The organism is Flavivirga amylovorans, assembly GCF_030540875.1.
In the GTDB taxonomy this organism is placed as follows: Bacteria; Bacteroidota; Bacteroidia; order Flavobacteriales; family Flavobacteriaceae; genus Flavivirga; species Flavivirga amylovorans.
Map to the genome: position 1 here is coordinate 348,319 of NZ_JAUOEM010000003.1, position 20,287 is coordinate 368,605.

The 20,287-nt window shown below is 31.7% G+C and carries 18 protein-coding genes; 11 read left to right on the forward strand and 7 right to left on the reverse strand.

The window, feature by feature from the left end; all coding sequences use genetic code 11:
* Positions 1-319 precede the first annotated feature (319 nt).
* The 5 genes from Q4Q39_RS09945 to Q4Q39_RS09965 all read left to right on the forward strand — a co-directional run bounded on the left by Q4Q39_RS09945 (position 320) and on the right by Q4Q39_RS09965 (position 7,327).
* On the forward strand, positions 320-1,870 hold the full coding sequence (locus tag Q4Q39_RS09945; RefSeq protein WP_303282289.1) for an NAD(P)H-hydrate dehydratase: 1,551 nt from the start codon (positions 320-322) through the stop codon (positions 1,868-1,870).
* Between the two features lie 323 nt (positions 1,871-2,193).
* Positions 2,194-2,730, forward strand: a complete 537-nt coding sequence (locus Q4Q39_RS09950; RefSeq protein WP_303282290.1) for an RNA polymerase sigma factor — start codon at positions 2,194-2,196, stop codon at positions 2,728-2,730.
* Positions 2,731-2,776: 46 nt separating this feature from the next.
* Entirely contained in the window at positions 2,777-3,706 is a 930-nt protein-coding gene (locus tag Q4Q39_RS09955) for a FecR family protein (protein ID WP_303282292.1), read from the forward strand.
* On the forward strand, positions 3,707-6,238 hold the full coding sequence (locus tag Q4Q39_RS09960) for a TonB-dependent receptor plug domain-containing protein (RefSeq protein ID WP_303282293.1): 2,532 nt from the start codon (positions 3,707-3,709) through the stop codon (positions 6,236-6,238). It begins immediately after the preceding gene.
* Positions 6,239-6,316: 78 nt separating this feature from the next.
* A complete protein-coding gene (locus tag Q4Q39_RS09965; protein WP_303282294.1) occupies positions 6,317-7,327 on the forward strand; it encodes a hypothetical protein in 1,011 nt (336 codons plus the stop codon).
* 99 nt (positions 7,328-7,426) lie between these two features.
* On the opposite strand, the gene Q4Q39_RS09970 is transcribed toward Q4Q39_RS09965, so the two are convergent.
* From Q4Q39_RS09970 to Q4Q39_RS09995, 6 genes are all read right to left on the reverse strand, one after another.
* Complete coding sequence (locus tag Q4Q39_RS09970) at positions 7,427-8,437, reverse strand: redoxin family protein (RefSeq protein ID WP_303282295.1); 1,011 nt, start codon at positions 8,435-8,437, stop codon at positions 7,427-7,429.
* Positions 8,438-8,568: 131 nt separating this feature from the next.
* On the reverse strand, positions 8,569-9,423 hold the full coding sequence (locus Q4Q39_RS09975) for a substrate-binding domain-containing protein (RefSeq protein WP_303282296.1): 855 nt from the start codon (positions 9,421-9,423) through the stop codon (positions 8,569-8,571).
* 12 nt (positions 9,424-9,435) lie between these two features.
* Entirely contained in the window at positions 9,436-10,305 is an 870-nt protein-coding gene (locus Q4Q39_RS09980) for a nucleoside phosphorylase (protein ID WP_303282297.1), read from the reverse strand.
* Positions 10,295-11,236 carry a DUF1835 domain-containing protein gene (locus Q4Q39_RS09985; RefSeq protein ID WP_303282298.1) on the reverse strand — a complete coding sequence of 314 codons (942 nt, stop codon included), beginning with the start codon at positions 11,234-11,236 and terminating at the stop codon, positions 10,295-10,297. The genes Q4Q39_RS09980 and Q4Q39_RS09985 overlap by 11 nt, the downstream gene beginning before the upstream one ends.
* A gap of 2 nt (positions 11,237-11,238) precedes the next feature.
* Positions 11,239-11,568: a translation initiation factor gene (locus Q4Q39_RS09990; RefSeq protein WP_303282299.1), complete on the reverse strand. Its 330-nt coding sequence runs from the start codon at positions 11,566-11,568 to the stop codon at positions 11,239-11,241.
* Positions 11,569-11,676: 108 nt separating this feature from the next.
* On the reverse strand, positions 11,677-12,627 hold the full coding sequence (locus Q4Q39_RS09995; protein WP_303282300.1) for an isopenicillin N synthase family dioxygenase: 951 nt from the start codon (positions 12,625-12,627) through the stop codon (positions 11,677-11,679).
* A 160-nt stretch (positions 12,628-12,787) separates the two neighbouring features.
* Between Q4Q39_RS09995 and Q4Q39_RS10000 the strand changes: the two genes are divergently transcribed.
* The 6 genes from Q4Q39_RS10000 (at position 12,788) to Q4Q39_RS10025 (ending at position 19,056) form a co-directional block, all read left to right on the forward strand.
* Complete coding sequence (locus Q4Q39_RS10000; RefSeq protein ID WP_303282677.1) at positions 12,788-14,764, forward strand: alpha-ketoacid dehydrogenase subunit alpha/beta; 1,977 nt, start codon at positions 12,788-12,790, stop codon at positions 14,762-14,764.
* Between the two features lie 102 nt (positions 14,765-14,866).
* A complete protein-coding gene (locus Q4Q39_RS10005; RefSeq protein ID WP_303282301.1) occupies positions 14,867-16,087 on the forward strand; it encodes a sulfite oxidase in 1,221 nt (406 codons plus the stop codon).
* Positions 16,087-16,554 carry a monoheme cytochrome C gene (locus Q4Q39_RS10010; protein WP_303282302.1) on the forward strand — a complete coding sequence of 156 codons (468 nt, stop codon included), beginning with the start codon at positions 16,087-16,089 and terminating at the stop codon, positions 16,552-16,554. Before Q4Q39_RS10005 ends, Q4Q39_RS10010 begins: the two co-directional genes overlap by 1 nt.
* On the forward strand, positions 16,538-17,503 hold the full coding sequence (locus Q4Q39_RS10015) for a sulfurtransferase (protein WP_303282303.1): 966 nt from the start codon (positions 16,538-16,540) through the stop codon (positions 17,501-17,503). The genes Q4Q39_RS10010 and Q4Q39_RS10015 overlap by 17 nt, the downstream gene beginning before the upstream one ends.
* A 2-nt stretch (positions 17,504-17,505) precedes the next feature.
* Complete coding sequence (locus tag Q4Q39_RS10020) at positions 17,506-18,381, forward strand: sterol desaturase family protein (protein WP_303282304.1); 876 nt, start codon at positions 17,506-17,508, stop codon at positions 18,379-18,381.
* Positions 18,382-18,639: 258 nt separating this feature from the next.
* Positions 18,640-19,056 carry a 3D domain-containing protein gene (locus tag Q4Q39_RS10025; protein WP_303282305.1) on the forward strand — a complete coding sequence of 139 codons (417 nt, stop codon included), beginning with the start codon at positions 18,640-18,642 and terminating at the stop codon, positions 19,054-19,056.
* A 177-nt stretch (positions 19,057-19,233) separates the two neighbouring features.
* Here Q4Q39_RS10025 and Q4Q39_RS10030 read toward each other — a convergent pair whose 3' ends face one another.
* Positions 19,234-19,791 (reverse strand): ExbD/TolR family protein, encoded by a 558-nt coding sequence (locus tag Q4Q39_RS10030; RefSeq protein ID WP_303282306.1) that lies wholly within the window; start codon positions 19,789-19,791, stop codon positions 19,234-19,236.
* Positions 19,792-20,287: the final 496 nt, after the last annotated feature.

The window sequence follows — 20,287 nt, forward strand, 5'->3', positions numbered from 1 at the left end:
TATAGTTAGTAACCCCAAAGGGTTGTAATAATTGTAGTTGTTCCAAAAATAGCAGTAGTTCCTTCTGTTAAAGAAGAGATACGTATATCTGTATTTTGGTTTAAATGATTCACTATATTCTATATATTACTACTCAAAAGTATTACTTTTAGCCTAATAAAAAAACAAATGTTGCTTTATTTATAATATTCTTATATAGAAGCTGTTTTCTTAAAATAAACGCGACGAAAGTAATGGAGAATTGAAAAATTAATAATAGAACTCATCTTGAATTTTCACTTAAATATAAAAGTATGGGTTTATCAATAAAAAAGAGTAAATGAAAGTATTTTCTAAAGAACAAATTTATGAAGGAGATAAATTAACTTCAGAACGTCAAAAAATATCATCAACAGATTTGATGGAGCGTGCAGGTACGCAAATATTTAATTGGATACATATGCGCATGCAGGGAGCGCAGGTTCCTATTCATATATTTTGTGGTATTGGAAATAATGGAGGAGATGGTTTGGTGTTAGCTAGACATTTAATTCTAGATGGTTATAATGTTAAGACCTATATTGTTAATTGTAGCGACAAAAGGTCAAAAGATTTTTTAATTAATTATGACAGAATTAAAAATGTAACTAAAGATTGGCCAACGCTTTTAAGTTGTACAGAAGACTTTCCCGAAATTGATCAGGATGATATTATTGTTGATGCTGTTTTTGGTATAGGCTTAAACAGACCTGTAGGTGATTGGGTAAAGTCATTGTTCATGCATTTTAGAAGTACTAAAGCATTTACGTTATCTATTGATATTCCTTCAGGGTTGAGTACGGATAAGGTTTTAGAAGATGAAGATAGTGCAGTTTGGGCTGGGTATACACTAAGTTTCGCATCTCCTAAATTGGTCTTCTTTTTACCAGAAACGGCAAAATATACTGTACAATGGGAAGTGTTAGATATTGGTCTTGATCAAGAGTTTTTATTCACGACTAATACAGAGGCGGAATTAATAGGGAAGCATGACGTGTTGCCATTGTACAAACCGCGAGAAAAGTTTTCTCATAAAGGGCAATTTGGTCATAGCCTTATCATTGGAGGAAGTTATGGGAAAATAGGAGCCATAACATTATCAAGTAAAGCCGCTTTATCTGCGGGTGCTGGTTTAATTACGGCCTATGTTCCAAAATGTGGATACATACCTTTGCAAGGATCTTTCCCAGAGGCTATGGTACTAACGGACATAGATGAGGACATCATCACAGACATTAAATTTGATATAGAACCGACTGTTATTGGTTTTGGAATAGGAGCAGGGACAAATACCAAAACGATAAAGGCTTTTGAAGCTTTTTTGAAGAATAACAAAACACCTTTAGTTATAGATGCAGATGGTATTAATATACTAGCAAAAAAGAAAGCATTATTAAAATTGTTGCCAGAACAAACCATTTTAACGCCACATCCTAAAGAATTAGAGCGTTTAATAGGCACGTGGAAAGATGATTTTGATAAATTAAAAAAAGTAAAGGCGTTTTCGAAAAAATATACGTGTATTGTTGTAATAAAAGGTGCCAATACAATTACTGTATTTGATGAAAAACTTTATGTAAATACTACAGGGAATCCAGGACTATCAACCGCTGGTAGTGGTGATGTGTTAACTGGAATTATTACAGGATTGATGTCTCAAGGTTATATCCCATTAGAAGCTACAGTATTTGGTGTGTATTTACACGGAAGGTCGGCAGATATAGCCGTTGAGAACTTTGGCTATCAAAGTTTAATCGCTAGTCACGTTATAGATTATTTAGGTGAAGCTTTTATCGATTTGTTTAAACAACCAGAGCAACCTACAGCTCCAGAAGAACAAGAGCAAGACTAATTATAAAGCAGCTTGATGTTTCAATCTTGGAAATATGCTAAGCTGTTTTTTGAATAGTGGTGAACTCATTTAGACTTTTAGGATTTAAGCGAAACTTATAAGTTTTTGCCTATGTTGAAGACTTTTTAGAGTTGCATAGCAGAGCTACGGAAGGAAAAAAAGACAAAAACAGAGCTGAAAACAGCCATTTTTTAGCAAATTGAAAAAGTCTAAATGAGTTCGATACTTTACAAAAAAAATAGTACAAAAGGAGGGTTTTTTTAATTTGAAACGTTTGATAGTAGGATTACTGTTTATATTAAACCCTGAAATATTTTAAATTAATGAATTGTGATGATTACTCATCTAAAGATTCTATTTGTGAAGAACGTAATTATAACATAGCTTTTAAGAAGCATTCTAAAGAAGTTTTTAACTATTTAGTATATAATTATGGAGATAAGCAATTAGCAGAAGATATTATACAAGAAGCATTTTTAACATTATGGAAAAACTGTAAAAGTGTGCCTTTAAAAAATGTGAGAGCTTATTTATATACCATTTCTAAAAACAAAATAATTGACGCTTTTAGAAATCATAATCATGCTAAAAACTATAAAAAGAATGTTATAAATACAGCAGAAAAACGAACACCTGAATATATTTTTGAAGAAAAAGAATTTCATCAAAAATTAAACGGTATTCTGGACAAAATGCCAGAAAAGTATAGAGTGCCATTTTTACTTAACCGAATAGATAAAAAGAAATATAAAGAAGTTGCTGAAATAATGGATGTTTCAGTAAAATCGGTAGAAAAAAGAATTTTTAATGCTTTAGAATTTTTACAAAAAGAATTACAAATTGATAAAAAACGATTTTAAAAGAGTTTTTTTAGTTTGAAACATTACATAATTAATAGCAATTATTATGAAAAACAATAAATCTAAGGATATAAAGAACTTTTTAAATTTTGAATTTTCTTCTGAAGAAGAAAAAGAAACTTTTAAGAAATCATCTAAGACATATTCAGAATACAAAGAAATTATTGAGCTATTTGACAATGTTAAACCCTTAGATTATAATGAAGAGGTTATTTTAGAACAGTTAGACCATGCTCGTTTAAAACCATCTACTAAAAAACAACAAGTCATTCCATTGTATAAAAAGTGGATGCCTATATCTATATCTGCTACAGTATTACTATTCGTTTCAGTAGCTTTGTTCAATATTAAAAGTAACCTTGAACACCATACGCTTGCTGGAGAGTCTGTGCAAATTTCACTTCCCGATGCGTCTAAGGTTTGGTTAAATGCAAAATCTAACATAGCCTATAATAAGGCTTGGGAGAAGTCAAGGGCAATCAACCTAAAAGGGGAAGCTTATTTTGAAGTTGCAAAAGGAGAAACATTTACGGTTAAAACACCTCAAGGAATCGTGACGGTTTTAGGAACTAAATTTAATGTAAAACAGCGTGATACTTCTTTTGAAGTTTATTGTTACGAAGGGACTGTAGCTGTTATGTATAAAGGAAAAGAAACCATTTTAAAAGCAAATAATTTTTTCAATTCGAAGACATTAGATATAGATATGCAGAAAAGCATTGCTGCTAAAACGAAACCAAATTGGATAGAAAATGTATCGATTTTTGAAAATACACCAATATATGATGTCGTTTCAGATATAAGTATTCAATACGATATAGAGTTTGACATAAATAGTAACTTAAATAAAGACTTAAAATATACAGGTAGTTATCATTATGATGACACATTAGAAACGGTTTTAAGTGTTTTTTGTGAATCACTGGATTTGGAGTATGTTAAGAAAGGAAAAAGTATTTATTTGAATAAAAAGTAGATGACCTCCAAAAAAAAGCCTACAGCAAATATATTGACTGCTCTATTTTTGCTTTTTTCAGTATTCACCTTTGCTCAAAAACATGCTATTTCACTTGAAATGCATTTAAAAAAAATAGAAACCTTTTTTAAGGTTTCTTTCAACTACGAATCATCATTGCTTAAAGATGAAATATGCGCAGATTGTTTTTATAATGAAAAAGCAACTTTAAAGGCACATTTGGAGTATTTAGAAAGAGATTTTATGATTTCTTTTACGGTAGTTACGCAAAATAAAATTATAATAAAACCTTTTAAAAAGGAAGCATTGTATTTTTATGATCATGAAGACGGCACACCTTTAGAGAATCTGTTAATAACAGATGTGAACAGTAGTAAAATATGGGCAACTAATAAAGAAGGAAAAGTGTTTTTTGAAGATGTGATCCCTAAAGAAGTTTTAATATCTCACCTTATTTATGGAAAACAACATATAAATGTTAGTAAATTAAAAACTAATAAAATATATATTGCTAAACGAATTCAAGGTTTAGAAACCTTATTTATTTACCCCTTCTTTTCTACGGGAACTTATAAGCACACAGATGGTACTTTTTTTATAAAAACTAAAGAAGTAGGTAATTTGGCTGGGTTAACATCACATGATGTTATTAAGAACCTAGAAAATTTACCCCAGGTTAGTAGTAATAGCGAGTCTATTTCAGATTTAATCGTAAAGGGAAGTACTCAAGATCAAAATTTATTTGTGTGGAATGATATTAAAATTTATCAGAACAGTCATTTTTTTGGGATGATTTCTGCATTTAATGAAAACCTGCTATCAACAATTACTTTGTATGATAATGCGACACCAGCAGAGTATGGGAATAGCACAAGTAGTGTTATTAGTTTGGAGCATGACAATGCTTTTTCAAAAAAAATAACAGGAGGTATAGGGGTTAATTTTTTAAGTGCAGATGGATATGTTAAAATACCTATAAATAAGAAGTCAGAATTATTACTTTCAACAAGAAAATCACTCACAGATATTTGGGGTTCACCAACGTATTTGAATTACGCTAAAAAGGCTTTTCAAACGTCACATATTTATATTGATGGGGCATCAAATACTACTAATAGTAATATTGTAGATACTAAAAATACAGTTGATTTTTATGACTCGCAATTACAATACAAATTAGCAATAAATGACTTTAATACTATTGGATTTAATGTATTGTCCTTTGCAAACAATTTATCTTATGAAGAAACAAGTGTATTAAATAATACCCGTAAAGAAAGTACGTTAAGACAAGAAAATATGGCTTTAGGCTTTAATTGGCAGTATGTTTTTGCTAATAAATCTCAAATAGAAACTATTATTAATTATTCTAATTATAAGCTAAGTGGCGGGAATTTTTTGTTGTCTAGAGATATTTCAAGTTTCCAAAGTAATAAAGTTAGAAATTATGGAACCGTACTAAAATATAGTTCTAAAGCCAAAGTTTCGGGCGTTACATACGAAGTAGGAATTAGTCAAGAACATTTAACTGTAACCAATAGGATTAACAATTTTAATCAGTTTTTTAAGAGCTATAAAAAGCAGCAGAGTAATATTTATGGGGTATTTGGAACACTTAATTACTATAAGAATAAAGTTAAAGGAGGGCTAAACTTAAGACATGTTTATTATAAATTTTTAGAATCATATCAATTCGAACCCAGATTTCACCTCACTTATAACCCAATACCAGAAATAGATATTCAAATTAGAGGAGAGAGAAAAACGCAAAACATTTCCCAGGTTATTAATCTGGAGAATAATTTTTTAGGAATTGAAAAACGACGATGGTTCCTTGCAAACGATTCTATTGCACCTTTACAAAAAAGTAAACAGTTGGAATTATCTTTTGGTTTCAAGAAAAGAAAACACATGTTTCATGCTAGTATTTATGCTAAAATTGTAGAAGGCACCACTACCAATAATCAGGGTTTTCAAAATCTTAATCAGTTCGATAACCTTTTTGGTTCCTATGATATTAAAGGGTATACATGCCATTATAATTATAAAAATCATTATTTAAACGCTTGGGTAAGTTATAATTATAGTACAAATAAATATGAATTTAAAGACCTTGATCCATCTCGTTTTTATAATAATAATGATATTAGGCATAGTCTTATCTCTGGAGTAAATATTAAGCATAAATCATTAAACTTTTCTTTAGGGATGGAATATAATTCAGGGAAGCCCTATACCTCAATAAATGAAAACACACCAATCATAATTGATGCCTTTAACAGGATAAATTATAATGAACCCAACACAGAACGGTTAACGGATTATTTAAGATTTGACGCTTCTGTAAGCTATAGTTTTAACATATCAAAAAAGATAGATTACGAACTAACATTGGGATTAATTAATATAGGGAATAAGAAGAATATTCTTAACCGTTATTATACTTTAACAGAAGACAAAAAAGACATAGAGATTTTAGATAGATATGGATTAGAGTTTACTCCAAACGTATCGCTAAATATTGATTTTTAATATAATTTTTTTTTAACACAAAGAGGGTTTTATATTTTACAATCGTTTCTATAGTATGAAACCCAATAAATTAATAACATGAAACATTTTTTTAAAACCCCATTTATTACGGTATTGTTTTTAGGAAGCTTACTATCTTGCTCGTCTGATGAAACGACAACTGAAACAACATCGGATGAAAAGATTTCATCGAGTTTAATAAATAAAATAATTGAAACTGCAGCCTCAACTAATGATATTGATATCATTAATTTTGAATGTGATAGGGAGGTGACTCTAGTTGGTCATTTTATAAATAATCAAGGAGATTACTATGGGCCATTTAATACGCCACTACCAAAATGGGATGAACGAATTTTATCTTCTAAAGAACATGCTTTTTCTATGACAGGGATTAAGTTTACTAATGATGATTACTTTATAGATCTTATATTTGATTTTAACGGAGGATTTGGCATATTACAAAGTAAGGAGAATATGATTGATTATTTTCAAGACTGTAGTTTTGAAGGAGATATAAAATTTTTCCCTGAGATTGGGCCAATAACTGTATCCGAGATCAATTACAGTTGTTCAGGAAAGGCAAAGTATTATATTGATGTAGCAGATGATGATGTGTACATTACTAATGATCCTATACCATTAAGTGGTGGTATTAATGCCGTAGAAGAGGCTTTGTTAGCCCACAACACAGCAAACAATTCTACATACTCTCTGGATGAACTTAGAATTAATTCTGTTGAGTTTATTTCACCAGGAGGCACCACTTCTTTTGCTATTGGTAAACCTCAAATGGTTAATTATTTTGAAGACTGTGTTTTAGATAGAAATACTAATGACTGCATAAATTTCACATATCCATTAGTAATGAATAAGATTAATCTTCAAACAGATGAAATTGTACCTATAACGATAACTAACGATAGTGAATTGACTCAAGATTTCTTTGATCAGTTTGAGAATTTAACAATTGTTTATCCTATAACTCTAAGAACATTAAACTATGATATTATTGTAGTGGAATCGAATGAGGAGCTTGAAAACGTTTTGACTGACTCAGCAACTTTTTGTACAGATGACGATTGGTAGCAATGTAGTAATAAATTAATTTACTTATTATTAAATCTATTTACTACAAAAGCCTATGAAACTTGTTTCATAGGCTTTTATTTATATGCTTTTAATATATTAAATATTTAAAGAAGTAAATAATTCGATTAGCTTTGGGCTAGATGGTCTAGGCGCATCGGCATTAACGACATTACCAGCTGGATCTATAAGGATAAAACGAGGAATCCCTTGAATCTTATAACCTTGAACAAATTCCGATTGCCAATTATTATCGGCAAATAATTGTACACCACCTAATTCTTTATCCGTAACCATTTTTTTCCATGCGTCATGGTCTTTTTGGTTATCAATAGAAATACTAACAAACTCAATGTTTTTTCCATGATATTGACCTTCAACTTTTTTAAGATCAGGAATTTCTTTTTTACAAGGTCCACACCAAGTAGCCCATACATCTATATAAACATACTTTCCTTTTAAGTCTGTTAAAGATGTTGTTCCTCCTTTATGATTTTCATAATTAACGAAGTCTGGAGAAGGTTTACCTACAAAGCTTGATAATTGCTTCGTTCTCTGTTTTTGTTGGGTATAAGCAGCTGTAATCCCTGCGTTAAATTGCTCAAGACCAGCTTTTTCATTTGCATGAATTGAGGAATCGATATCTTTATTACTTTCAATAAACTCAGTTAGTGTCTTCTCTATTTCGCTAACTTTAGTTTTAAAAGCGGCTTCTTCTAATTCAAATATATCTGGTGAAAAAATACTTTCTTGAAGTAGCATTTTTTTAGCTAGATAATTACTGGTTTTTGCACCCGTACCTGTATATTTAATAGTTTCATCAAATTCTTTTGCATTAAATGTTAAATTAATATCAAATCCATTTTCAAGAAACATGTTAGTAGATTCTGCTCCATCAAAAAGGTTGTGAATACCAGATACTACTTTTAAGGTATCACTAAATGTGCCATCTTCATTAACTTTAATGGTTTTTGAATATGTTCGTGTTCTAACTACTAAGGAATCGCTGTTTTTATCAGTGATTTTACCTGAGAAAGTTACGTAGTCTTTGGGAGCATTTTCACAAGCTACTATAGCTACTGTTAATGCTAAAAAAAGTATTTTTTTCATATTTTCGTTTAATTAATAAACCAAAAATAAACTTTTATACAAAACGGTGTTAATTATTAACATTTTGTTAGGTATTAGATCCTAGTTACTTGGTAGGGATTAAGGTGGATGTTATAGCAAATAATATTTATTTATAGCTCACAAGTTAATGTCTTGTAATCTACTATTTCTGGTATAATATTTAGAGCGTACAATTGTTTTTGCACATTCATTATGGTTGGCTTATCAATTAAATTTTGAGACCATTCAGTAATGCTTAACCATTCTTGTACGTCTTCAAGTTGCTGCTCATAGCGATTTGAAATTGTTTTATCTATACTAGGTATCTCTTTAAATTCTGAGGTGGTATTATTTATAATCTCTAAAATGGTTTCTAAATCTTCTTTATTCGATGTAATAAAATCTTCTCGTACTGCAATCACAAAACAGGGCCATGGTGACGGACAATTGCCTAGTCTTCTAAATATACCATCGTCTACTAATGGTTTTGTTGTGAATTTTTCCCATAAAAAATAATCAGCTTTACCAGTAGTAAGTCCTTCTACAGCACCGTTTAAATTTTTTATAATCTCAAAATTAAGATCTTTTTCTAAATCCCATTTGTTGTTTTCAGCATTGATATAAGCCATTAAATGAGACCCTGAACCATATCTACTTATAGCTGCTTTCGTTCCTTTTAAATCTTCAATAGTTTTATAAGAGGAATCATGAGCAACATGAATCCCCCAGTTTAAAGGTGTTTGAACAAAAGTTTGTACAATTTTACTAGGATTACCATCTATGATATCTTTTATAATACCTTCCGTAAGTATAACGGCTATATCAATTTCTTTGTTCCGAAGGGCTTTACACATTGCGCCAGTTCCACCAGCGTAATCATGCCAACGCAAATTAATGTCTTCCCTTTTATAATCCCCATTTTTTAGTGTTAAATACCAAGCTAAGTTAAAATGCTCTGGTACACCACCAATATTTACTTTCTTCATTAAGTCAATCTGTTAGTCTGTAATTTTATTGAGAGTATATTTAATAAGTTTATCAATAACCTCTGACGGGTTTTTACTAAAAGTTCCACTAGCTCTATTAGCTATAATAGCGTTTAGAGACAAGGCATGATGTCCCAATAGCTTTGCTAATCCATATATAGCAGATGTTTCCATCTCCAAATTAGTGATACGTGAGCCTTTAAAATTAAAGGTATCCATTTTGTTGTTTAGGCTAGCATCTTGAACAGGTAACCTTAAAACACGTCCTTGAGGGCCATAAAAGCCGCCAGCTGTAGCGGTTAGTCCTTTGTGAGTTTCATTGCTTTCAAATTGTGTTTCGAGTAAATCACTGTTTTTTATAATGATTGGTCTTGCCTTGTGTTCATGCCAATTTGTTTGCTTTATGAAAGCATCTTCAATATCAGGATTGTTGATGGTGTTTATTTGGTAAGCATGTAGCATACCGTTAAGGTCTAACCCATGAGTGCTCAAGAGAAATGAATCTACAGGGATATCTTTTTGTAAGGAGCCAGAAGTACCTATTCTTATAATGTTTAAACTTGTGATAGTGTTTTTTGGGACTTTAGTAACTAAGTCAATATTAAAAAGGGCATCTAATTCATTTAAAACAATATCAATATTATCTGGTCCAATACCAGTAGATATAACAGTTATGCGCTTGCCTTTATAATAGCCAGTTTGAGTTTTAAATTCACGTTTTTGCGTAGAGAATTCTATACGGTCAAAATATTTAGTGACTTTTTCAACACGATTTTGATCACCAACAAAAATGATGGTATTCGAAACATGTTCAGGTTTTAAATTTAAATGATAAACGCTACCATCTGGATTTAGTATAAGTTCAGATTCCTTAATGGGCATTTAATACAGTTTTTACAAGTTTATTTTGTTTCTTATTAAATTGAAAATCGAACTTTTTAAGTCCTCCATAAACCATGTTGTTGTCAATTTCTGTGGCAACATTGTGCTGACCCAATAAGGCTTCATGCCCATTTCTGTTAAGGTGGATATGCTGACCTTCATTTGTAAAAAAGACACTAAGTTTATCTATAATTCTAGAAATTTGAAGGTCGCCAAAGCCATAGTATCCCTGATAGTTAAGAACGTACCCTAATAAATGATGCTTGGATTTTATAGTGTTGCTTTTAACAATTTCCAATATATTTTTTTCTAAAGCATTTAAACCATGTACAGAATCTGGAAAACGCTCTAAATGTGCTTTTAGACAATTACTTAAATATTTAAATGATGATACAGTTATAATATAAGGTTTTAATAAATTATGATCTTTACCACAATAAATACCCCAAATAGTCTTAACTAAATCTAAATCATCAGAGTTTAGTTTTACTCTGTTTTTATAGTGATTTATTAATTGCTCAGCATTAAGTTCGGCTAAGCCTTTTAAAATTTTACTGCCTTTAATTCTGCCACTACAAACTAAGTAAATGGGGAGGTTGATTTTCTTTTGTATTATCAAGTTTATAACCGCTATCATGTTGATATGGCAAAACAAATCGTACTCAAACCATAGAATAATTTCTGAATAGTTTTTATAAGCATCCAGTTTGTTTAATTCAGATTTAATTTTGTCTGTATCTAAGTCTATATCATAAAACTCACTAAAAAAAGATTTTCTTACATCTAAAAAAGTTTCAGAATTTATGTCTACAATAGTAGATCCTTCGCAAAGCATTTCTTGCCAGGTTAGTTTTTCTCCAACAATGTCTAACTCATTTAAATAGTTGGTTAAAACATCGCCATTAGTAATATGAAGAGGTTGTTTGTCCATAATTAACCGCCTACGCGTTTTACTTTAAACCCTTTGTCTTGGAGTATTTTCATTATTTTATCACGATAATCCCCTTGAATAATAATCTTATCATCTTTAAAACTACCACCAACACTTAGCGTTGTTTTAATGTCTTTCGCTAATGCCTTAAAATCCTCATTAGCTCCGGTATAGCCTTCTAAAATAGTGATAGGTTTCCCTTTGCGCTTTTCATATTTGCAAATAATAGGATCGTCTTGCATCCATATTTCAGAGGCTTCACTATCATTTTTAATAGGTTCTTCTTGTACGTGATCTGGAAACAAATTTTTTAATTGGTCTTGTAAATCCATCTTTTTAGTGTTCAGTATTCAGTGGTTCGGTTGACATTGTTTACTGGTTAGTTAGCAGTTTTTTGCATTGCTATTTTTTACTGTTGACTGTAAACTGAATATTGCCAACTACTTTTTAATTAGCCCTAATTCTATTAATCGTTCATTTAAAAATTCACCAGCGGTAATATCTTCAAATGCTTTAGGGGTATTTTCATCAATACAACCTTCTAAAACATCCAATTTCATATCACTTATTGGGTGCATAAAAAATGGAATAGAGTAGCGTGATGTTCCCCAAAGTTCTTTTGGTGGGTTTATAACGCGATGTATTGTCGATTTTAATTTGTTATTAGTATGTCTTGATAACATATCTCCAACGTTAATCATAAGTTCATCAGGTTGAGCTATTGCATCAATCCATTCACCTTTATGATTTTGCACCTGTAAACCACGTCCTTGAGCCCCCATTAAAAGTGTAATTAGATTAATGTCTCCATGTGCCGCAGCACGAACAGCTTCCTTAGGTTCTTCAGAAATAGGGGGATAATGAATAGGCCTTAAGATGGAATTTCCATTATGGATAAATTTATCAAAATACGTTTCTTCAATACCTAAATGAATTGCTAATGCACGTAACACATACTTAGCCGTTTTTTCAAGCATTTTATAAGTCTCCTTGCCTACGGCATTAAATTCTGGGAGTTCATTAACAATCACGTTTTTAGGATATTCAGCTTCAAGTTTGGGATTGTTTTCAACATATTGACCAAAATGCCAAAACTCTTTTAAATCACCTTCTTTTTTGCCTTTAGCACTTTCTTTGCCGAAAGATACATAACCACGCTGTCCGCCAATTCCTGGAATTTCATAGTTTTGTTTCGTTTCTGTTGGCAAGCTAAAAAAATCTTTAACCTCTTTATATAAGTTTTCAACTAAAGTATCATCAAGAAAATGACCTTTTAAAGCAACAAACCCGATGTCTTCATAAGCCTTTCCGATAGCATCAACAAATTGTTGCTTTTTTGTTGGGTTATCAGAAATAAAATCGCTTAAATCTACACTTGGAATACTAGTCATGTATTATTATTTAATATGGATGTATTACAAATGTACAAAAACATTGCAAAGTTTGGTATAAGGAGGTTTATATAACTTTTATATAATTTTTATCTTTTTATGGTATATTTGATCAAGATAATATATTTAATCTATGAGTACAGAATCCACTCCAATTGTTATGGAATACAATATTGAAAATCTTGAAAAAGATGTATTGATTCAATTGTATAAAAATATATTAAAGCCAAGATTGATAGAGGAGAAGATGCTTATTTTACTACGTCAAGGAAAAATAAGTAAATGGTTTTCTGGCATTGGTCAAGAAGCTATTGCTGTAGGTGTTACCATGGCGCTAAATAAAGATGAGTATATATTACCCATGCATAGAAATCTAGGGGTGTTTACGTCTCGTGAGATTCCTTTGTACAGATTGTTTGGACAGTGGCAAGGCAAAGCATCTGGATTTACAAAAGGTAGGGATCGATCCTTTCATTTCGGAACTCAAGACTATAAAATAGTTGGAATGATTTCTCATTTAGGACCGCAATTAGGTGTTGCAGATGGTATTGCTTTGGCTTCCAAATTGAAAAACAAAAATAGCGTAACAGCAGTATTTACAGGTGAAGGAGGTACAAGTGAAGGTGATTTTCATGAAGCTTTAAATGTGGCATCAGTATGGCAGTTGCCTGTATTATTTTGTGTTGAAAATAATGGTTACGGATTGTCGACTCCCACAAGCGAACAATATCATTGTGAAAATATAGCAGATAGAGGTCTTGGATATGGTATGGAATCACATATTATTGATGGCAATAATATTGTTGAAGTTTATAAAAAAGTTAGTGAATTATCACAAAGCGTAAGAGAAAATCCTAGGCCTATTTTATTAGAATTTAAAACATTTAGAATGCGAGGGCATGAAGAGGCAAGTGGTGTTAAATATGTTCCAAAAGAACTTATGGATGCCTGGGCTGTTAAAGATCCTGTTTTAAACTTTGAAACTTTCTTAAAAGAAAATGATTTTTTAAGTAACACAGAAAACACATCTATTAAAGCTGAAATTATAGCAGAAATCAATAAAGGCTTGGATACCGCTTTCGCTGAAGAAGCTGTGATTCCAAATGAAATAAATGAATTAAGTGATGTGTATCAAGAATTTGATTATAAGGAGTTTGGTGATAATTTAAAATCAACAGAAATTCGTTTCATTGATGCTATTTCTGATGGATTAAAACAAAGCATGGAGCAACATGAAGACCTGGTTATTATGGGGCAAGATATTGCTGAATATGGAGGTGCTTTTAAAATAACACAAGGGTTTGTTGAGCAATTTGGAAAAGCGCGTGTACGTAATACCCCCATTTGCGAATCAGCAATTGTAGAAGCTGCCATGGGATTGTCTATAGCGGGTATTAAAAGTGTTGTTGAAATGCAGTTTGCAGATTTTGTGACATCAGGATTTAATCCAGTCGTTAATTATTTAGCAAAGTCTCATTATAGATGGGGACAACAAGCCGATGTTGTTATTAGAATGCCTTGCGGCGGCGGTGTGGCAGCTGGTCCTTTTCATTCACAAACTAACGAAGCCTGGTTTACAAAAACACCAGGTTTAAAAGTCGTCTACCCTGCATTTCCTTATGATGCTAAGGGGTTGTTGGCTACAGCTATTAATGACCCTAATCCTGTCCTGTTTTTCGAACATAAAGGATTATACAGAAGCATTCGTCAAGAAGTACCAACAGATTACTACACATTGCCTTTTGGTAAGGCTTCTGTGATTAAAGAAGGTCATAATGTTACCATTATTAGCTATGGAGCCGCTGTTCATTGGGCTTTAGAAACTTTGGAAAATAACCCTGAAATGTCAGCAGATGTCATAGATTTAAGAACACTTCAACCTTTAGATACCGAAACATTGTATACTTCAGTTAGAAAAACGGGAAAAGTGATTATTTTACAAGAAGATTCCCTATTTGGAGGTCTTGCAAGCGATATTTCTGCACTCATTATGGAACAGTGTTTTGAGTCTCTTGATGCGCCAGTAAAGCGTGTTGCTAGTATGGAAACACCTATACCTTTTGCTAGTCAATTAGAAGCTCAATATCTGTCTAAAAACAAGTTTGAAGGGGAGCTAAAAAAACTTTTAGAGTATTAAACTATTTTAGTATTCTAGTTAAAAATAACATCATGTAACTTTTGTTACAATCGTAAAAGGTTATTAATTGTAATTTTTACAAAAATTAATGACTCTTTTTATATGAAAAGACGAAAGTTTATCAGAAATACTTTTTTAGGTACAGCTGCATCACTCATGGGTGCAGACATAGTATTTTCGGCATCAATACCTAAAGGATACACACCAATAGCATTACAAAATCCAGACCCATACAAGTTATTTAATAAGGATAAAGGGATGACGATATTGAATGATAAGCCATGGAATATAGAAGCTAAAGCTCATTTGTTGGATGATAACATTACACCCAATAAATACATGTTTATTAGGAATAATGGTTTAATACCTCAAAATATTGATATAGCTAACTGGAAACTCACTATTGATGGAGAGTCGGTTTCCTCTCCAAAAACATATACACTTCAAGAGTTAAAAAGTAAATTTAAAAACTATACCTATCAGTTAACGTTAGAATGTGGAGGTAATGGGAGAAGTGAATTTAATCCACCTGCTAAAGGCAATCAATGGACAGTTGGTGCCGTTTCTTGTGCAGAGTGGACTGGTGTAAGGTTAAAAGATATACTTGAAGATGTAGGTGTTAAAGATCATGCTGTTTACATAGGCTATCATGCAGCAGATACGCATTTAAGTGGAGATCCTAAAAAAGAACCTATTTCTAGAGGGGTTCCAATGCATAAAGCACTTCAGGAAGAGACCTTGCTAGCTTTTAAAATGAATGGTGAGGATATTCCACTTGCTCATGGGTATCCATTACGATTAGTTGCCGGTGGTTGGCCAGCATCAGCTTCTGGAAAATGGATAAACAGAATAAGTGTTAGAAATAAAGTTCATGATGGTACAAAAATGAAGGCACCAGCCTATAGAGTGCCTTGCAAACCTGTAGCGCCTGGAGAAAAAGTAAAAGATGCCGATATGTGCATTATTGAAAGCATGCCCGTAAAATCTTTAATTACGTATCCCAAGTCTGGAGCTATGATTAATGAAGAGGAAATACTAAATATTAGGGGGCATGCATGGGCTGGAGAATTACAAGTTGAAACTATGGAATATTCTATAGATTTCGGAGCTACTTGGAATGCTTGTAAGTTAGAAAATCCAGTAAACCGTTTAGCATGGCAACATTTTAAAGCATCTATTGAATTTCCAAAGAAAGGTTATTATGAAATTTGGGCAAGAGCAACAGATAATAAAGGTGTTAGTCAGCCCATGATATTACCAGGTTGGAATCCTAAAGGGTATTTAAATAATGCATGCCACAGAATAGCTGTTAAAGTTAAATAATGAAAGACCAGGAATTTAGAAATAAAGTAAAGCGAATTTATTTAGGCGTCACTCTTTTTTTTGGATTGCTAGTAATAGGGGCGGGCGCATTGATTTATAAGCTGGCATACCCTTCATTCCTTTCATTTGATGATGTAAAACAAATAGAAACGTATCGTGAAGTAGAAGATCTCGATAAAATAGAAAATGGTATTCATTTAGCTACTGGTTTTAAAGATGACGTAGGACTTCAAACTGTTATAGTAAGTTGTACGCCCTGTCATTCGGCAAAGTTAGTGACTCAAAACAGAGCAAATAAAGAAGGTTGGGTGAGCATTATACGTTGGATGCAGGAAACACAAAATCTCTGGGATTTGGGCAAAAATGAGTCTGTAATAGTTAACTATTTAGCTAAAAACTATGCGCCAGAAGAAAAAGGTAGACGTGTTAATCTGGAAGATATAGAGTGGTATGATTTGGAAAAATAAAATAGCTATCCTGCTTATATGTTTTGTGTCTTGTAAAAAAGATTCAAAAACACAATTAAAAGATATGTCTAAAGAGCGTCTTAATTCTAATACAGGTTACTATAGTACAAAACACCTTATAGAATGTGAGGAGTTAATGATGCTACAAACAGCTTCTAACATTAAAATAATTGATTTTAGAAAGCCAAAAGTATTTCTAAAAGAACATATAGTGAATGCTATAAATATTTGGAGAACAGATATTGAAGACAATTCGCTTTCTTACAAAGGAATTATGGCCAGTAGGTCTAAAATTGAAGCTCTTTTTAGTCGATTAGGAATTAAACAAGAAGATGAACTTATTATTTATGATGATAGTGGAGCTTGTGATTCGTCTCGTTTATGGTGGCTCTTAAAAAATTATGGGTTTCATAATGTCAAAATTTTAAATGGTGGGTTCACAGAGTGGAAACGCAAAAAAGGAGGGTTGACTTCTAACTTTATAAAATATGACGCTTCTAATTTTAAATTTCCTTTTAAAAAGAACATGTCTTTATATGCAAGTTTAGAAGATATAAAATCGCTAATAATTGATGAAAACACCATACTTCTGGATACAAGAAACGAAGATGAGTTTTCAGGAAAACGTCAAAAAAAAGGATCAAGTAGAAGTGGGCATATTCCTAATAGTACATTATTAGATTGGGCACATGCGGTAGATTTTAATACAACAAAAAAATTCAAATCTTATAAAGACTTATTAGATTTGTATCAATTAAAAGGAATTACAAAGGAAAAAGAAATTTATGTCTATTGTCATTCTGGAGTCCGATCTGCTCATACCGCTTTTGTGTTAACAGAATTATTGGGGTATAAAAACGTTAAAAACTATGATGGATCATGGATAGAGTGGAGTTTTAATAAGGATTTACCTGTTCAACAAGATACGATAACGACCATATTTAAATAATTATGAATACTTATATAGAAGCTTTTATAAATGCATTTTCAGGAACTGTAAATTGGACATGGAAATCGATACTCTTTGAAGTGCCATGGTATACTAATTATTTCTGGGGATTAGTTGTTATATCAATCGCTGTTTGGATTTTAGAAATTATGTTTCCTTGGAGAAAAGAACAGTCTATTTTCAGGAAAGACTTTTGGATAGATGCTATTTATATGTTCTTTAACTTTTTTGTTTTTGCGATTATTATAAGTGGTATCTATGCCATGTTAGAACAACTTTTTTCAAGTATAGGTGTTACAATGAAATCTGTTGCCTTGATAAACCTAAAAGAACTACCAGTATGGGGACAATTATTGATTTTCTTTTTAATATCAGATTTTGTGCAATGGTTTACGCATGTGTTATTACATCGATTTAACTTTTTATGGCGTTTTCATAAAGTACATCATTCAGTAAAAGAAATGGGTTTTGCTGCCCATTTACGCTATCATTGGATGGAGAATATTTTTTATAAACCTCTAAAAATATTTGCTGTAATGTTACTTGGTGGTTTTGAGCCAGATCAAGCTTTTATTGTACATTTTGTAGCCATAGCCATCGGTCATTTAAATCATGCCAACATTAAGCTTACCTATGGGCCTTTAAAATATGTATTTAACAATCCTGTTATGCATTTGTATCATCATGCATACACGTTACCAAAGGAGCGTAATTATGGCGTTAATTTTGGGATTAGTTTAAGTCTTTGGGATTATATTTTTAAAACTAATTATATACCAGAAGCTAGTGGTAAATTACCATTAGGATATTCAGATGACACAAGAATGCCAAAAAATTTCTTTGCCCAGTTGCTTTATGGTTTTAGAAACGGAGACTAGCTGGAATATTTTGTAATTCATATCGTAGCGAAGAATTTTTATGAACTGTAGGAGATTAGCTAAGAGAGTCCTCGGTCTTTCCTCCCTCTTAATAACAGGATGGTTTTACTTTGTATAAAAGGTGTTGCTATTCTAAGAAGCATTAAAGTGTGATGTGTATATCTGTTTGATTCATAGCTATAATCGTTTAAAATAACTTTTTTCTATCTTCAACGTTATTAATGAGTTCAATATATAAGATTAACCTACATATATTTTATGATTCGTAATAGATTTTTAATACCAGTTCTTTTCTTAGTCCTTTTTCATTGTAAAAAAAAAGAGAGTGATAGTGATAAAGATATTTATGAGTGGAAAACTATAAACGTTACGGCATCTGCCTATAATTCATTAGCATATCAAACAGATTCTAACCCAAGTATCGCAGCTTTTGGAGATACTTTAACTCCAGGAATGAAATGCATTGCTGTATCCAGAGATTTGTTAGAATTGGGGCTAGAACATAATACTCCTGTTAAAATTGAGGGGTTAGATAGTCTTTATTTAGTTAAAGATAAAATGAATAAACGCTGGAAAAAGCATATAGACGTTTATATGGGAACCGATGTGAAAGCAGCAAGAAAATGGGGCAAGAAAAAAGTGGCTATAACCTATGGTGTTCTCATAGAAAAGTAGATTATGGATCTATCGTTAGGATAGTTTTTAAAAGACACGAATTTTCACTAATTAATCTGTTTAGATACAAAGTAAGACAACAGATTCTTATAAATTAGTAAAAATTCGTGTCCAACTTTTAGTGTGTCCATTTCATATGTCAATATTTGTATGCACAATAGGTTATAGATCTATTTCTTATTTGGTCTCCGCTTCCGAAAGTATAAAAGGATAGGCATCTTTCACTTGTTTTAACTCTTTCTTAGATAGTTTGTCAGAAGGTTTTTTTAATACATTCATGCTATACGTATTTCTTAATTCGTAATAAGCTTTTGAAAGTTCATCCTGTACGGCAATAAATTGTTTATAAGACGTGTGTCTTCCATTTTGTAGTGATAGGACGGCTTCTTTAGGATTGTCAGATGCATTTGAAGCTTTTGTACCATGGCAATAATGACAACTACTATCACCATTATTATCCAAAAAAGTTTTAGTAATCTCTTTTAATTCAGAAATTGGAATAATGTTATTTTCAATCATAATGTCATCATCATTATTGATCATAATGCGAAGGATATTGCGTTCCGCTATTACAGCATCGCAAACCTGTCCAGGTGGGCATTCTTTTGGAAGTAATCTATTTATACCCTCATCTGAAGATATGGTAGCAGTCACTAGAAAAAAGATAAGTAGTAAAAATGCAATGTCCGCCATGGATCCTGCATTTACTTCAGGAATTAATTTTGATCGTCTCATAATTATATATTTAAATGTTAATATGTTAACGGAATCACAAAAACGATACCACATTCTTACATATTGCTATGAGTGATAAATAGTTACTAATTGTTAAATAAATGGTAATCCGATAGTGTGGACTTAAGGTACAAATCCGATCCATCGGGGTTCGGTTAAGAATTGTGCCCGCTGTTTCTTGGTATGTAGCTGCCGCTAATTTCCAAAACTAGGGCAGTCAAGAGTAAGAAATAACAAGCTAAGAAGCTACTTTAGAAAAAGAGTAGCCTTTCTATTTATAGTTTTTAACTAAAACATTCATAATTTTACTTATAATTATATTTTTTATTTAACAATAGTTAAATTTAGTTGTTAAAGTAGAGATAGGTTCCGCAGTTTTCTTGTGGTTTGCCTCTAACTTAATAACATTCAACTAACGGTACATTTAATAAACATAACGTTTCAAACGCTTCCAACCATCCCGCAAAGTTTTTTAACCGTTTTCATGTGTCTTCAT

What these genes read in the sequence shown, in the direction of transcription:
- Q4Q39_RS09945 (WP_303282289.1), top strand. Translation starts at nt 320, where the DNA reads ATGAAAGTATTTTCTAAAGAACAAATTTATGAAGGAGATAAATTAACT.
- Q4Q39_RS09950 (WP_303282290.1), top strand. Translation starts at nt 2,194, where the DNA reads ATGAATTGTGATGATTACTCATCTAAAGATTCTATTTGTGAAGAACGT.
- Q4Q39_RS09955 (WP_303282292.1), top strand. Translation starts at nt 2,777, where the DNA reads ATGAAAAACAATAAATCTAAGGATATAAAGAACTTTTTAAATTTTGAA.
- Q4Q39_RS09960 (WP_303282293.1), top strand. Translation starts at nt 3,707, where the DNA reads ATGACCTCCAAAAAAAAGCCTACAGCAAATATATTGACTGCTCTATTT.
- Q4Q39_RS09965 (WP_303282294.1), top strand. Translation starts at nt 6,317, where the DNA reads ATGAAACATTTTTTTAAAACCCCATTTATTACGGTATTGTTTTTAGGA.
- Q4Q39_RS09970 (WP_303282295.1), bottom strand. Translation starts at nt 8,437, where the DNA reads ATGAAAAAAATACTTTTTTTAGCATTAACAGTAGCTATAGTAGCTTGT.
- Q4Q39_RS09975 (WP_303282296.1), bottom strand. Translation starts at nt 9,423, where the DNA reads ATGAAGAAAGTAAATATTGGTGGTGTACCAGAGCATTTTAACTTAGCT.
- Q4Q39_RS09980 (WP_303282297.1), bottom strand. Translation starts at nt 10,305, where the DNA reads ATGCCCATTAAGGAATCTGAACTTATACTAAATCCAGATGGTAGCGTT.
- Q4Q39_RS09985 (WP_303282298.1), bottom strand. Translation starts at nt 11,236, where the DNA reads ATGGACAAACAACCTCTTCATATTACTAATGGCGATGTTTTAACCAAC.
- Q4Q39_RS09990 (WP_303282299.1), bottom strand. Translation starts at nt 11,568, where the DNA reads ATGGATTTACAAGACCAATTAAAAAATTTGTTTCCAGATCACGTACAA.
- Q4Q39_RS09995 (WP_303282300.1), bottom strand. Translation starts at nt 12,627, where the DNA reads ATGACTAGTATTCCAAGTGTAGATTTAAGCGATTTTATTTCTGATAAC.
- Q4Q39_RS10000 (WP_303282677.1), top strand. Translation starts at nt 12,788, where the DNA reads ATGGAATACAATATTGAAAATCTTGAAAAAGATGTATTGATTCAATTG.
- Q4Q39_RS10005 (WP_303282301.1), top strand. Translation starts at nt 14,867, where the DNA reads ATGAAAAGACGAAAGTTTATCAGAAATACTTTTTTAGGTACAGCTGCA.
- Q4Q39_RS10010 (WP_303282302.1), top strand. Translation starts at nt 16,087, where the DNA reads ATGAAAGACCAGGAATTTAGAAATAAAGTAAAGCGAATTTATTTAGGC.
- Q4Q39_RS10015 (WP_303282303.1), top strand. Translation starts at nt 16,538, where the DNA reads ATGATTTGGAAAAATAAAATAGCTATCCTGCTTATATGTTTTGTGTCT.
- Q4Q39_RS10020 (WP_303282304.1), top strand. Translation starts at nt 17,506, where the DNA reads ATGAATACTTATATAGAAGCTTTTATAAATGCATTTTCAGGAACTGTA.
- Q4Q39_RS10025 (WP_303282305.1), top strand. Translation starts at nt 18,640, where the DNA reads ATGATTCGTAATAGATTTTTAATACCAGTTCTTTTCTTAGTCCTTTTT.
- Q4Q39_RS10030 (WP_303282306.1), bottom strand. Translation starts at nt 19,791, where the DNA reads ATGAGACGATCAAAATTAATTCCTGAAGTAAATGCAGGATCCATGGCG.